9 protein-coding genes and 1 pseudogene are annotated in these 13,723 nt (G+C 73.9%); 5 read left to right on the top strand and 5 right to left on the bottom strand.

The features are described from left to right. Window positions 1-41: 41 nt before the first annotated feature. Window positions 42-1,634, bottom strand: coding sequence for an MFS transporter (locus tag AB0M79_RS24235; protein ID WP_364217802.1), 1,593 nt, complete (start codon window positions 1,632-1,634; stop codon window positions 42-44). Window positions 1,635-1,811: 177 nt separating this feature from the next. Between AB0M79_RS24235 and AB0M79_RS24240 the strand changes: the two genes are divergently transcribed. Further along, window positions 1,812-2,465 carry a TetR family transcriptional regulator gene (locus AB0M79_RS24240; RefSeq protein WP_364217624.1) on the top strand — a complete coding sequence of 218 codons (654 nt, stop codon included), beginning with the start codon at window positions 1,812-1,814 and terminating at the stop codon, window positions 2,463-2,465. A 40-nt stretch (window positions 2,466-2,505) separates the two neighbouring features. Here AB0M79_RS24240 and AB0M79_RS24245 read toward each other — a convergent pair whose 3' ends face one another. Next, the gene (locus AB0M79_RS24245; protein ID WP_364217626.1) at window positions 2,506-3,375 is read right to left on the bottom strand and encodes a LysR family transcriptional regulator; all 870 of its coding nucleotides are present in this window, start codon (window positions 3,373-3,375) and stop codon (window positions 2,506-2,508) included. A 160-nt stretch (window positions 3,376-3,535) separates the two neighbouring features. On the opposite strand from AB0M79_RS24245, the gene AB0M79_RS24250 reads away from it, so the two are divergent. The 3 genes and pseudogenes from AB0M79_RS24250 to AB0M79_RS24260 form a co-directional block, all read left to right on the top strand. Continuing rightward, on the top strand, window positions 3,536-4,591 hold the full coding sequence (locus AB0M79_RS24250; RefSeq protein WP_364217628.1) for a bile acid:sodium symporter family protein: 1,056 nt from the start codon (window positions 3,536-3,538) through the stop codon (window positions 4,589-4,591). A gap of 36 nt (window positions 4,592-4,627) precedes the next feature. Next, entirely contained in the window at window positions 4,628-5,398 is a 771-nt protein-coding gene (locus AB0M79_RS24255; protein WP_357534720.1) for an MBL fold metallo-hydrolase, read from the top strand. A gap of 65 nt (window positions 5,399-5,463) precedes the next feature. Further along, window positions 5,464-5,781, top strand: a pseudogene (locus tag AB0M79_RS24260) (VTT domain-containing protein); the annotation flags it as partial. Between the two features lie 33 nt (window positions 5,782-5,814). Here the strand turns inward: AB0M79_RS24260 and AB0M79_RS24265 are convergent. Further along, window positions 5,815-8,370, bottom strand: a complete 2,556-nt coding sequence (locus tag AB0M79_RS24265; RefSeq protein WP_364217631.1) for an alkaline phosphatase family protein — start codon at window positions 8,368-8,370, stop codon at window positions 5,815-5,817. Between the two features lie 111 nt (window positions 8,371-8,481). Continuing rightward, window positions 8,482-12,180 carry a DUF4132 domain-containing protein gene (locus AB0M79_RS24270; RefSeq protein ID WP_364217633.1) on the bottom strand — a complete coding sequence of 1,233 codons (3,699 nt, stop codon included), beginning with the start codon at window positions 12,178-12,180 and terminating at the stop codon, window positions 8,482-8,484. A 145-nt stretch (window positions 12,181-12,325) separates the two neighbouring features. On the opposite strand from AB0M79_RS24270, the gene AB0M79_RS24275 reads away from it, so the two are divergent. Next, window positions 12,326-13,216 (top strand): hypothetical protein, encoded by an 891-nt coding sequence (locus AB0M79_RS24275; protein ID WP_364217635.1) that lies wholly within the window; start codon window positions 12,326-12,328, stop codon window positions 13,214-13,216. A 143-nt stretch (window positions 13,217-13,359) separates the two neighbouring features. Here AB0M79_RS24275 and AB0M79_RS24280 read toward each other — a convergent pair whose 3' ends face one another. Next, entirely contained in the window at window positions 13,360-13,695 is a 336-nt protein-coding gene (locus AB0M79_RS24280) for a hypothetical protein (protein WP_364217637.1), read from the bottom strand. Window positions 13,696-13,723 lie beyond the last annotated feature (28 nt).

The raw sequence follows: 13,723 nt of genomic DNA on the forward strand, positions 1-13,723 counted from the left end.
CCCGCCGGGTCCGGGGTCGTCGACCCCGGACCCGGCGGCGGTCAGCAGCGGGTGTGCCGCGCGCTTTCGCGTTGGGTGCCGGCCGTGACCGGTGTCGCGGACTTGCCGGGTACGGCGGGCGCCGGCGGCGCGACTGCGTCGGTGGCGGCCGGAGCGGTCAGGTCGAGGCTGGTACGCAATCGGACCGGCTTGAGCAGCAGCGCGGCGCCCACCCCGACGACGGCGATGCCGGCGCTGATGGCGAAGATCAGCCCGGTGGCGTCGCCGTAGGCGGCCTGAACCACCTCGCGGGCGGATTCCGGCAGCGCGGTCGTGTTGAGGCTGCTGGTGTCGGCGCCGGCGCCGGTCAGGCCACCGCCGATGTTGGCGGCGACCCGGTTGGCCAGCACCGCGCCGAGCACCGAGACGCCGACCGTGCCGCCCAGCGAGCGGAAGAACGCCACCGCGGAGCTGGCCGCGCCGAGTTCGCGCAGCGGCACGGTGTTCTGCACCGCCAGCACCAGGTTCTGCATGGTCATGCCGACCCCGACGCCGACCAGTGCCAGCCCGACGCCGACGAACCACAGCGGTGTCTCGTGGTCGATGACCGCCAGCGTGGCGAACCCGCCGACCAGCACGACGGTGCCGGTCACGATGTACGGCTTGATCCGGCCGCTCCGGCTGATCAGTGATCCGCTGACCGTCGACGAGACGAGCACGCCGGCCATCATCGGGATGGTCAGCAGGCCGGCCTCGGTGGGCCCGTAGCCCCGGCCGGTCTGGAAGTACTGGCCGATGAAGACGGCGCCGCCGAACATCGCCATGCCGACCGCGGTGCTGGCGACGATCGCCAGCAGGGTGTCGCGGCGGCGGATGATGGAAAGCGGCACAACGGGTTCGGCGGCCCGCCGTTCGACCTGTACGGCCCCGGCGAGGATGGCCAGCCCGCCACCGACCATCGCCGCGCTCTGCCAGGACAGCCACGCGAACGGCCCGCCGACGAACGACACCCAGATGAGCAGCAGGCTGACCCCGGCGGCGATGAGTCCGGCGCCCAGGTAGTCGATGCGGACGCCGGCCCGGGGTACGTGCGGCAGCCGCAGCGTCTTGTGCAGGACCGCGAACGCCAGGACCGCCACCGGGATGCCGGCGAAGAAGCACCACCGCCAGCCGAGCCAGGAGACGTCGACGATCAGGCCGCCGAGCAGCGGGCCGCCGACGGTGGCGACGGCCACGACCGCGCCGACGTAGCCGTTGTAGCGGCCGCGCTCGCGGGGCGGGATCATCGCGGCGATGACGATCTGCACCAGGGCCTGGAGGCCGCCGACGCCGATGCCCTGGAACGCGCGTGCGGCGATGAGCTGACCGGCCGTCTGGGCGAGTCCGCTGACCAGCGATCCGACGACGAACAGCACGATGGCGACCTGGACGACCTTCTTCTTGTCGAACAGGTCGGCGAGCTTGCCCCAGATCGGCGTGGTGGCGGTGGCGGTGAGCAGGGTCGCGGTGACCACCCAGGTGAACTGGGTCTGGGTGCCGTTGAGCGTGCCGATGATCAGGGGCAGCGCGGTGGAGACGACGGTGCCGCTGAGCATCGCCACGAACAGCACCAGCAGCAGGCCGCTGAGCGATTCGAGGATCTGCCGGTGGGTCATCGCGGGAGCCGGTGGTGGCGGTGCGGCGGGCGGTGCGATGACGGGTGTGGCGGCGGTGGAACTGGCGCTCATCCGCGCTGCCTCCATAACGGGTCGTGGCGGTCGGAACAAGGTTGCCACGATCTTGCCCAATGCGCAAAGTTGCTCAGTGGGCAGCTTTCAGGGAAGGTGGGTATCGTGCACGCCGTGGAGACCGGGCAGATCGCGAACGACGCCGGACGGCCGCGGCAGGCGTGCGACGCCCCCGCCGGCCCCGACGGCCAGGGGCTGCGCGACCGGAAGAAGGCCGCGACCAGCCTGGCGCTGCACCAGGCGGCGATGCGGCTGGCGATCGCGCACGGGCTGTCCGAGGTCACCGTCGAGGCGATCGCCGACGAGGCCAACGTGTCGAGGCGCACGTTTTCCAACTACTTCGCGAACAAGGAGGACGCGCTCCTCTACGAGGACCGCGTCCGGGTGCGCCGGCTGCTCGACGAGGCCCGGTCCCGCCCCGAGCACGAGACGGCGTGGCAGGCGCTGCGCCAGGTCGCGGCCTCGCGCTACGCCGACTGGGACGAACTCGATCCGTGGTGGGTCGCCCAGACCCGGCTGATCCGCCTGCACCCGTCGCTGCGGGCCCAGCAGATGGCCGTACACGCCAACACCGAACGCGAACTCGCCCAGGAGATCAGCCGGCGCACCGGTGACCCGCTCGCCGCCCGGCTGATGGTGGCCGCGTTCCTGTCGGCACAACGGATCGCCGTCGAGACGTGGCTGGAGGGCCAGGGGGCCCGTCCCCTGGCCGAGGTGATGGAGCAGGCCCTCGACCTGGTCGGCCGGAACTTCGAGTAGCGGCGTTCGCCGGCGCGGTCCGCTCGTGGGCGGTGCCGGCTCAGCCCGGCCCGGCGCCGGCCGGGTCCGGTCCGGCCACGCCGAGAACCGCCGCCGACAGCGCCGCCACCGACGGGGTCGGCGGGCCGGCCCGGTGCAGCAGGATCACCTCGACCTCGCCCAGCGGCGGCAGGCGGTGGCCGGCGGGCATCGGCACCAGGCCGGACGGGACGAGGCCCCGGGAGTGGGCCAGCACCCCGAGCCCGGCGCCGGCCGCCGCGACCAGCCCGCCCAGGCTGCCGCTCACGCAGGCGAACCGCCAGCTCCGGCCGGCGCCGCTCAGCGCGGCCAGGGCCTGCGCCCGGGAGATGCTCGGCGGGGGATAGGCCACCAGCGGGACCGGTTCGTCGGGGTCCAGCCGCAGCCCCGGCGCGCCGACCCAGACCAGCCGGTCCCGCCACACCAGCCGGCCGCGGGACTGCCCGGCGAGCCGCTTGGCGAACAGCAGATCGAGTTCGCCGGCGTCGAGTCGCTGGTGCAGCGAGCCGCTCAGGTCGACGGTCAGGGCCAGGTCGACCAGCGGATGGCTGCGCCGGAAGTCGCGCAGCACCTGTGGCAGGTGGGTCGCGACCAGGTCGTCGGAGACCCCGAGCCGCAGCCGCCCGCGTACCGGCTGGGTCGCGAAGTGCCGGCGGGCCCGGTCCTGGGCTTCCAGGATGTCGCGGGCGAAGCCGACCAGTGCCTCGCCGTCGACGGTCAGGTCGACCGCGTGGGTGTCCCGGGCGAACAGCGGCCGACCCACCTCCCGCTCCAGCTTGCGGACGTGCTGGCTGACCGTCGACTGGCGTACGCCGAGTCGCTCGGCGGCCCGGGTGAAGCTCAGGGCCTGGGCCACGGCGAGGAAACTGCGCAACTGCACGGCGTCGTACATCAGCCGAAGGTTATCGCACCACGTGATGACAGTCAGTTGGCTGATCGCCTTTTCCGATCACCATCGCCGGCCGCAGAATAGGTGCCGATCCGCGAAGGAGCAGGTCGGGGCCGTGACGACCAGGGTTGGTACGCCACCGGCGCCGACCCGAGGAGAGGGGATGCGCGCAGTGCGGTGGCCACGGTGGCTCGTCATCGACCCGTTCATCGTCGCGATGCTCGCCCTCGTCGTGGTGGCGACCCTGCTGCCCGTACGCGGCACCGCCGCCGACGTCGCCGGCACGATCGCCAAGATCGGGGTCGCCGTGCTCTTCTTCCTGCACGGTGCCCGCATCGCGCCCCGGGCCGCCCTCGCCGGTGCCCGCCACTGGCGGCTGCACATCGTCGTACTGCTGCTGACCTTCGCCGTCTTCCCGCTGCTCGGCATCGCCGCCGGCCTGCTCGTACCCACCCTGCTCACCAACGACCTGCACCTCGGGCTGCTGTTCCTGTGCGCCGTACCGTCCACCGTCCAGTCCTCGATCGCGTTCACCTCGATGGCCCGCGGCAACGTACCCGCCGCCGTGTTCAGCGCGTCGTTCTCCAACCTCGCCGGGATCGGGATCACCCCGCTGCTGGCCGCCGCCCTGCTCACCGGGACCGGCGGCGTCTCGCTGACCGGCGGCGCCATCGGCGCGGTCGTACTGCAACTGCTCGTGCCCTTCGCCGCCGGGCAGCTCTCCCGGCGCTGGACCGCCGACTGGCTCGGCCGGCACAAGCGGTTGACCGGCATCGTCGACCGCTCCTCGATCCTGCTGGTGGTCTACACCGCGTTCAGCGCCGGGGTCGTCGCCGGTGTCTGGCAACAGGTCTCGCCCGGCCGGCTGGCCGGCCTGCTGCTCGTCGTGACCGCACTGCTCGCTACCGTGCTGGGCCTGGCGTACGGCGTTGCCCGGCTGCTCCGCTTCTCCCGCGAGGACCGGGTCACCATCGTCTTCTGCGGTTCGAAGAAGAGTCTGGCCACCGGCCTGCCGATGGCCACCGTGCTGTTCAGCGGGGCGAGCCTCGGGCTGCTCCTGCTGCCGATGATGCTCTTCCACCAGATCCAGCTGATCGTCTGCGCCGCCCTGGCCCGAGCCTGGAGCACCCACCCCACCCCCGATCCCGCCGGTCCCGACTCGTCGATCGAGGACTCGTCGCGGGTGGATTGCGACAAAACCCCCACGATTAGCCCTTGATCAACGCAAGCGGGCGGGGACCCGTACGGTGTCGGAGTGACAACCAGCGTCCACGTCACCTGGTGGGGCCACAGCACGGTCTGGATCGAGGACTCCGGCGTACGCGTGCTGACCGACCCGGTGCTCGGCAACCGGGTCGCGCACCTGCGCCGGATGCGCGGCCCGACCCCCCGGCTGCCCGGCGCGCCCGACGCCGTACTCGTCTCGCACCTGCACGCCGACCACCTCGACCTGCCGTCGCTGCGCCGCATGCCGCCGCACGTCACGATCGTCGTGCCGGCCGGCGCCGGCACCTTCCTGCGCCGGGCGCTCGGCGCCGACGTCCGCCACGTCGAACTCGCCCCCGGCGAGGAGACCACCGTCGACGCCCTGCGCGTCCGGGCCGTACCCGCCGCCCACCACGGCGGCCGTGGCCCGTGGTCCCGGCACCGGGCGCTGGCCGTCGGCTACACCGTGCACGGCGCCGCCGACACCTGGTTCGCCGGTGACACCGGCCTGTTCGACGAGATGACCGAACTCGGCCCGCTCGACCTCGCCCTGATCCCGGTCGGTGGCTGGGGGCCGACCCTCGGCCACGGCCACCTCGACCCGGTCACCGCCGCCGAGGCCGTCCGGCGGGCCGCGCCCCGGCATGCCGTACCCATCCACTTCGGCACGTTCTGGCCGGTCGGCATGACCCGGGTACGGCCGTACATGTTCCACGAGCCCGGTGCCCGGTTCACCCGCCACGCCGCCGCGACCGCCCCCGGCACCAGCGTCACCGAACTCGTACCCGGCGCCAGCCTGACCCTGGACCCGCCCACGTGACCGATGTTCTCTACGGGCTGCCCTGGCTGCTCGCGGTGGTGGCGTTCGGCGCGGTCATACCGGTCGTGCCGACCGGCGCGGCGGTCAGCGCCGCCGCCGCGCTCGCCTTCCACGAGCACCCGCTGACCACCGTCGTCGTCGTGCTGACCGGCGCCGTCGGCGCGTACGCCGGCGACGCGGTCACCTACGTCGTCTGCCGCTGGGGCGGGGAACAGTTCGCCCGCCGGGTACGGTGGCTGCGCGCCGGCCACCGGCTCGACGAACTCGCCGAGCGGCTGCACGAGCGGGAGATCCCGGTGCTGCTGGTCTCCCGGCTGCTGCCCGGCGGGCGCATCCCGGTGCTGCTCACCATCGCCGTGACCGGCCTCGACTGGCGGCGGTTCGCGCTGGCCAACGCCCCCGCCTGCCTGCTGTGGTCAGCGGTGTACGCCAGTATCGGCATCTTCGGCGGCGCGATCTTCCCGAAACCGTGGCAGAGCGTCCTCGTCGCGGTGATCGTGGTGCTGCTCGTCACCCAGTTGATCAGCCTCGCGCAGACCCGCCGCGGGCACTGACCGCTCGCGCAGCCCGAGCTGTTCCAGCCAGCCGACGAGCTGCCGGTGGACGCTGTCCGGCCCGACCAGCTCCGGCTCGTCGATCCGCCACCCGATCGGGTGCAGCAGCACCGCGTCGGTCTGCCAGCCGCCGAGCCCGCCATGACTGCCGACCAGCTCCTCGAACGCCGCCACCTCGTCGGTGCCGGGGTCGATCGCGCTGATCAGCACCAGGTCGCCGACATGGTCGACCTCCTGGTGCCGCAGCAGATCGCCGCGGGCCCGCGGCCCGTAGCCCTTCAGCGGGTCCTCACCGGTGACCACGCCGTCCCGCAACCGGTGCTCGCCCCGGTGCCCGACCGCCACCGGCCCCCGCTCGCCGTCGGCGACGACCACCAGCCCGATGCCCGGATGGGCGGCCAGCCCGGCCACCAGCCCGGGGTGGGCCGCCTCGATCCCGGCCCGGTCCACCTGCCCCGGACGATGGGGGAGGTAGATCATCGCCAGGTTGCCGGACGCCACCACCACCGAGTCGGTCTCCGGGCGGGCCGCCGTACGGGTCTCCGCCCCCGCCGGGCCCAGCGTCACCTGCCGGTCCGTGGTCCGTGACCGCATCGCCGCCCGGGTCGCCGCCGCACCCGCACCCGGCTGGCCGGCGATCTCGGTGAGCAGCGTGTTCACCGGTCCCCAGGTCTCGACCGCACCGGTCGCCGCGGCGGCCCGCGGCGGCTGCTCCCGGTCGGCGCGGCCTGTCCACAGGCCGTCCCCGAGCCGGTGCCCGACCGGCCGGTGCCGCGGGCGGCGCGGCCGGGCGGCCCGCAGCGGCGGCGCCGACCCGACGGCCGCCCGGTCGGCGTCCGCGTCGACCGGCCGGTCCGTGGTCGTGCCCGGCGCCGGCTGGTCGACCTGGGCCGGCCGGGTCACCGGCGCCGGCTCGGCCCGGTCGGTGTGCGCGACCGGGACCGGCCGGTCCGGTGCGGGCAGCCCTTCGGCGGGTTCCGGGGCCGGCTCGGGCGTGGCCAGCGTGCCGGTCAGCCGGCCGACGAGTTGGGTGAGTGTCTCGCCGTACCGCTGCTGGAACGTCGCGCCCTGGCTCTGCCCGTGGTCGGACAGCACCACCAGGTGGTAGTCACGGTCGGCCTCGACCGCCAGCCGCTGCAGCATGCCGAGCATCTGGTCCAGCTCGGTCAGCGCCTCGAGGGCCTCCGGCCGGGCCGGGCCGGCGTGGTGCGCCACCTCGTCGTAGTCGACGAAGTCGCAGAAGATCACCGGGGCGCCGCGGGCCATCTGCTCGGCGATCAGCGTGACGTTGAGGTCGCGCAGCAGGGCGGTCAGCGGTCGCAGCGCGAGGAACGCGCCGGCCCGCCCCACCCGTGGCCGGATGTCGCGGCGCCGCTGGATCCGGGCCTGGTGCACCTCCTTGAGCATCCGGCCGAAGCCGAGGACGATCGCGCGGGTGAAGCCGTACGGGCTGGTCATGAACGCCGCGTAGCCACGCGTCCGGCGCCCCGGCAACGCCGCCCGGCTGATCGTGAACAGCGTGATCGGCGCGTCGCCGGAGAAGACGTTGCTGATGCTCACCCCGCCGTCGCGCAGCAGGCCGTTGCCGTCCGACAGCCGGCGCTCCACCACCGCCGCGTCCCGCGGCCGGTTGGTGACGATGAGCCGTTCGGCGTCCTTCTCGTACCAGCGGAACGCCGGCACCGACCGGGCGTCGCCGTGCAGGATGCCGGCCTGGCCCGCCGGCGTGGTCGCCGGCAGCCCGGTGTGCCAACTCGTCAGGGTGTGGCTGCGCGACCGCAGCCAGCGGCCGATGTTGGGCAGGTTGCCGGCCTGCACCGCCCACCGCAGCAGCGGCGTCGGCACCCCGTCGAGTTGCACCACCACCAGGCCCGGCTCGCCCCGCCCGGCCGGTGCCAGCCCGGACCGGGCCCGGACCCGCCGTACCCGGCCCATCAGCCGCAACGCCTCGGCGGTGAACGCGTCGTCGGTGCCGGCGTCGGCGAACCAGTTGACGACCGCGGCGAGCGCGACCGCGATCCAGGCCGCGGCGAACGCGGCCGGCAGCCCGGACAGGTGTGAGGCCGGGTCCAGCCGCAGCGCCACGTACATGACGATCGTCTGCACACTCGCCCCGACCAGCAGCGCGCCGAGCCCGCCGAGGACCGTCGCCAGCGCCAGCAGCAGCGGCCGCAGCAGCGCGCCGACCACCGCCACCAGCACGACCAGCCACAGCATCGCGACGACGCCGTTGACGTTGACCCCCGGCATCAGCCACAGCGTGCCGCTCAGCACGAGAAACGACGTGACCATGCTGCGGACGAGTTGCCGCAGCCGGGCCAGCGTCGGCCGCCAGCCGCGCAACTCCCGCAGGAGCTGCCGGATCAGCCCCGAACGGTCGGCGTCCGGGGTGGGCGTGGGGGTCTTACGTGACGTCACGCCCCACCATGACACAGCGCGACCCGGTCATGATTGACGACACCGCGAGCGCGGCGGGCGGTGTCGTCACCAGCAGCGACCTGGCGGATCCGGTTGCTCACGACACCTCCGTCACGGTTGGGCGGCGGTCAGTTCGGCCAGTTCGCGCAGCACCTCCGAGGCGGTGACCGGGTCGAGTACGCCGAACGGCAGCCCCTTCGCGCGCCAGCGGCCGAAGTCGCCGCGCGGTGCGTTGTTGATCCACACCTCGGAGAGCTTCTGCTCCTTCCACTCGGTGACCAGCCCGACGATGATGCCCGGGTCGAGGTCGACCACCAGCGTGCGGTTGCCGGGCAGGGGCCGTTCCATCCAGCACTGGACGCCGCCGTCCATCGGCTCGCCCCGGCTCCAGCCGCGCCGCTCGAGGGCGAGCACGGCCGTGGTGGGGACCGTGATGCCGGCCACGGTGGCCAGTTCGGTGGCCTCGCCCTGCTCGTCGGTGAGCCGGTGCACCTCGCGGCCGAGCTGTGGGAACGGCTGCACGATCTCGTAGTCGGCGAACAGCTCCGACCAGGCCGGCAGCGCCTCGCCGAGGTGCATCGGGTGGGCGATGCCGACCGAGGCGTCGTCGGCGAGGGTCAGCGTCTCGTCGTCGGCGTCGGCCAGGGTACGGTCCTCGGCCACCCGGAAGCCGGTGACCGTGCCGGCGTCGTCGTAGATCGCCCAGACCAGCCGGCGCACGATGTGCCACAGCAGCGGATGCCCGACGAACAGCTCCCGGAACTGGGCCCCGGTCCACCGCCGCTGGGTGACCATCGCCCGTTCCAGGCGGCGGATCTGGTCGGCGGCGATGGTCCGGACGTCCTTCTTCAGGCCGGCGAACCGCTTGTACGCCTCCGGGGCGAGCGACTCGTCGTCGCGTACGCCCGGCTTCGGCAGCTCCTTGCGCCGGTGCCCGGCGGTGTCGGCGACGTACGGCCGGAGCTGCTCGTCGAAGCCGACGACGAACCGCCGTGGCCCGTAGTCGAGGGTGAGGCTGCCGTCGGCGTCGAGCCCGAGGTCCGGCACCAGCCGGTCGGCCAGCTCCTCCGGGCTCAGCCCCAGGTCTTCGGCCACCTCGGCGATCTTCTCGGCGGCCCGTTCCTTCAGCCCCTTGAACTTCACCTTCTCGGCGATGCTGTGCAGGTGCATCAGGGCGACGTCGGTGCCGATCGACGCCAGCACCGACAGCCCGGACACCGCCCGGCCGTGCGCCGCCTCGCCCGGCCAGGCCCGGATCAGCGGGGTGAGCCGGCGTACGGTGTCGTCGTCGCCGATCAGCCCCAGCGCGTCCAGCGCCCAGATCTCCTTCGCCGGGGCGCCGACCGACAGCCAGCGCTGGAACAGCCCCCAGCCGAACTCGGCCAGCGACACCGGGTCGCAGAGGTCGCGTACGACGTCGACCCCGGCGTACGTCTCACCGGGCCGGGACAGCGCCAGCGTCATCATCAGGTGGGTGACCGCCGTACGGGGCAGCGCGTGCCGACGGTCGCGCAGCAGCACCGGCGGCAGCATCATCGGGTCCGCCCAGGCCGGCACCACCGGCAGCTTCGGCGGCAGGACCGCCAGCGGGTCGGTGGCGACCAGCGTGGCGATCGCGGCCCGGGCCGGCTCGCCGTACGTCCCCGCGGCCGCCAGCACCCGCTCCCCGTGGCCGGCCGTGTTGATCGCCCACAGTGCGGCCTCGGCGTTGCGCCGGGCCGGTCCGGCCTTGCCGAGCGCGTCGGGCACCAGGGCGCGCGCCGCCACCTCCGGGTGCCGGGTCAGCCAGGCCAGTGCCGGCCGGCGGGCCGACTTCAGTCGTTGCAGCCACTGCGCGATCAGCGGGGCGGCGGCACTGCTGGCGTACGGGGCGAGCAGTTCCGCGACGGCGGTCGGGGCGGTGGGGGCCATCCGCAGGATCGCCGGCAGCGCGTCCAGTTCGTACCGGCCGGCGAGGACCCGGCCCCACTCGGCGGCGTCCCAGTTGTGGGTGGGATGCCAGTTGGCCAGCAGGGGGCGGACGATCTCCTTCGGGGCGCCGATCATCAGACCGACCCGCAGGTGGTGGCGGAGGTTGCCGGCCAGGTAGGCGTCCCGGGTCTGTTCCCAGGTGCGACCCTTGTCGGGCGTCGTCGCGATCCAGTTGCAGTGGGTGGCCAGCCACTCGTCGCGCTCGCCCGGCCGCCAGGCGACGGCCGCCTCCTCGACCGGCGTCAGCCCGGTCACCACCACCGGCCGGGCGGTCGACCGTGCCGTCCACGGCGGGTTGCGCAGCAGTTCCGGCAGCAGTTCGGCGGGGGCCTCGGCGACCCGCGCCGCGTCGTCGGCGAGCGCGGCCAGATGGGCCCGGTCGGCCTCCGGCAGGTCGGGCAGTGTCGCGGCGACCAGCTCGGGGTTGCCGGAGACGTGCATCCGCAGCAGGTCCGCGAGCAGCCTCGCCTTCGCCGTCTGGCCGGTCGCGGCGGCGGGCATCAGGCGCAGCGCGCGGACCGGGAACCGGACCATCGCCTCGGTGAGCGCCGGCTGCGCGTAGCGGCTGTCGATGCGGTCCAGCAGGGTGGCGAACGCCTCGTCGGTGGGCAGCGTCGACAGCAGCGTGTAGAGCCGCTTCTCGCCGTCGGCGGCCATGTGGTCGCCGAACCAGGCGATGTAGGTGGCGACCGGCGCCGGCCCGACCGCTTCCAGCACGGTGGCGAGGTCGCCGAAGGTGGGATCCCCGTGTCCCTGCAGGCGGCCCGCGATGAACGTCTCGAACTGCTCCCGGGTGTACAGCGACCAGAGCAGCCGCGACCGGTTGACCGTGCCGGTGAGGTCCTCGTCGACCCAGTCGGTGCGGGTCGGTACCAGGTAGGAGGTGGTCACCCGCTGCACGACCAGCTTGTCCCGGTATTCGGCGATCACCGCGGTCGCCTCGAGGTAGTCGTCGTCGGTGGCCGCCGCGAGCAGGCTCCGCATCCGTACCGTGATGGACTCCGCCGGCCACTTCCACACCGACCTGGCCTCGTCATCGGTGATGGGGCGGACCAGGACGTCCCTCATGTGGAGCAGCCGCGACGACGGGCTGATCGCCAGCCCGTAGACCTCCAGGGTGGCGCGGGCGGCGAAGGTGGTCCCGCGGACGGCCGTCCACGCGTCGGCGAAGGCCCGCAGCTTGTCCTCGTCGGACCAGGTCACCGCCTTCGCGACGGCGGCGGCGACGGCGGCCGCGCCGCGCGCCGTCAGGGCCGGGTCGGCGAGCCCGGCCCGCAGGCCGTCGCGCAGCACCGGCTCGACCTCGGCGACCAGTGCCAGGTCGGCGTCGGTACGGGCGAACATCCGCTCGATCTGCTTCCGGTGGTTCTCGAACAGGGTTGCCGCCACCCCGACCGCCCTGCGGTCGACGGTCGTCGAGCTGGCCAGCCCGCCGCGGCGCGGGTGCATCCGGCGCCGCCAGGCGACCGGGATGACGAGGGTGTCCTCGTCGGGCCGGGACTGCGGGCCGGCGTCGTCCGCCCCGGCGTCGTCCGCTCCGGTTTCGGCTGCTCCGGTGTCGCCCGGCCCGGCCGGGGCCGCTTCGGCGGCGTCGGCCGCCGCCGCTACCGGCGCGGTGGGGGAGGACGGCGTCCCGCCGGCCTCGACGTATCCCTTGCGGACCTTCTCGGCGACCAGCCGGTCGGCGTGCGCGATCGCGGCCTGCTCCGACCCCAGGTGCTTGACCTGGGTGCGGCCCTCCGTGCCGAGCCGGCCGTAACTGACCGTCACCGACGAGCCGTTGCGGTCGATCCGCCAGAACTTCGCCGAACCGCCGTCGACGAACTCGAAGTCACGCACCCGCTGCCCCCTCTTGCCGCCACCTGATCGTCGGCCGCACTGTAACGACGCCCTGCGACATCCGGTCCGACGCGTGCTCCGGGCCGGGTCCTACCATGGGCGCGGGCCGCCGCCCGCCGACGCACCACACGAAGACAGGGGACAGATGGTGAAGTCCGCCGACGCCACGCAGACGCGGCCGGTGCCCGTGACCCGCCGCCCCGACGGGTCGCCGGCCGGCCCGGACACCTTCGAGCGCGGCGGCCACCTGGTGCACGTCGACCGCCGGCTGAGCACGGTGCTGCACCGCCGGCCGGCCGGCATCACCGGCAACCAGTGGTCGTCGGCGCTGCGGACCCGGCTCGACTACGTCGTACACGAGGCCGGCGGTGGCCCGGCGCTGGCCGGTATCCGGTTCGAGGACCCCGGCCGGCGGGAGGCGGACGCGTCGCGGACCGACCGGATGACCGGCACCGTGTGCGCGGCGGCCGGGTTCGGCCTGGTGCGGTTCGAGTCGGCGGCGCTGCCGCCGGTCGCCCGGCGGATCGTGGAGTACGTCCTCGACGCCCGCGCCTTCCAGCGGGCCACCGCCGATCCCGCCGGTGACCCGCCCGACGGGCTGCCCGGTTTCCGGGACATCCTCGGCCGGCTGCCGGACGGCCGGACCGGGCACGTCAACGACCTGGGTGCGCTCGCCCGGGCGGCGGCCGTCGAGGCGTACGCCGGCCGGCAGCTCACCGACCCGATCATCCGCGACCTGCACGTACGGTGGACCGACGGGCCCGCCGAGGGCTGGGCCTGGGTGGAGGTGCGCGCCGGGCTGTCGGTCTTCGAACGGGTCCGGGTCTGGCAGCACGGCTTCTCCTGCGGCGTCGACCCGGGGCGGTTCGCCGCCGACCTGGCGGTGATGGCGGTCGGCGAACGCCTCAAGAACCTGTCCACAGTGGAACCCGAACTCGTCGCCCGGTCGGCGCTGGCCCGCGAACTCGACGGGTTGCGCAGCCGCCACGCCGACCTGGCCGAGCCGTTCGCCTTCGCCCACGTCACCTTCGACTGACGGGCGCCCCCGGCGGGACAAGACTCGGGCCCGCCGCTCATGATCGTTAGTCGAGAAGCCGTACGACACGCCGTCCTCGTGCACCTCAGCAGCAGACGATCATGTCCCGGTCGGTGCTTCGGGGAGCGCCGCCGGGCAACCCGTCACGGGCGGGCCGGCCATGCCCGGTCGAAAACCGGGTACCGCTCCGACGGTCCCCGGCCGTCCCCGCCGGGCAGGACCGAACCGTGGAAGGTCGCGCCGTCCAGGCCCAGCGAGTCGTCGTCGCCCGGGCCGGCGTCGGGTCCGGGGCGTTCTTCGATCCGGAACCTCCCGCCGAGCCGGACCGCCACCGAGTGGGCGACCCCACAGACGTCGGCCTGATCGATCGTCTCTCCGCGCAGCGCGAGTTGCGCGTACAGCTCACACGCCACCTCGTCGCGAACGCGCGCCAGGTCGGGCGGGATCTGATCATCTTCGGACGCTGGGCGATAGCTCATGACGTCCACGGTCGGCCCGCCCGGCGCC

It is taken from the genome of Polymorphospora sp. NPDC051019, from assembly GCF_040683055.1.
GTDB classification, from domain to species: Bacteria; Actinomycetota; Actinomycetes; order Mycobacteriales; family Micromonosporaceae; genus Polymorphospora; species Polymorphospora lycopeni.

What these genes read in the sequence shown, in the direction of transcription:
- AB0M79_RS24250 (WP_364217628.1), top strand. Translation starts at nt 3,536, where the DNA reads ATGCGCGCAGTGCGGTGGCCACGGTGGCTCGTCATCGACCCGTTCATC.
- AB0M79_RS24275 (WP_364217635.1), top strand. Translation starts at nt 12,326, where the DNA reads ATGGTGAAGTCCGCCGACGCCACGCAGACGCGGCCGGTGCCCGTGACC.
- AB0M79_RS24280 (WP_364217637.1), bottom strand. Translation starts at nt 13,695, where the DNA reads ATGAGCTATCGCCCAGCGTCCGAAGATGATCAGATCCCGCCCGACCTG.
- AB0M79_RS24245 (WP_364217626.1), bottom strand. Translation starts at nt 3,375, where the DNA reads ATGTACGACGCCGTGCAGTTGCGCAGTTTCCTCGCCGTGGCCCAGGCC.
- AB0M79_RS24235 (WP_364217802.1), bottom strand. Translation starts at nt 1,634, where the DNA reads ATGACCCACCGGCAGATCCTCGAATCGCTCAGCGGCCTGCTGCTGGTG.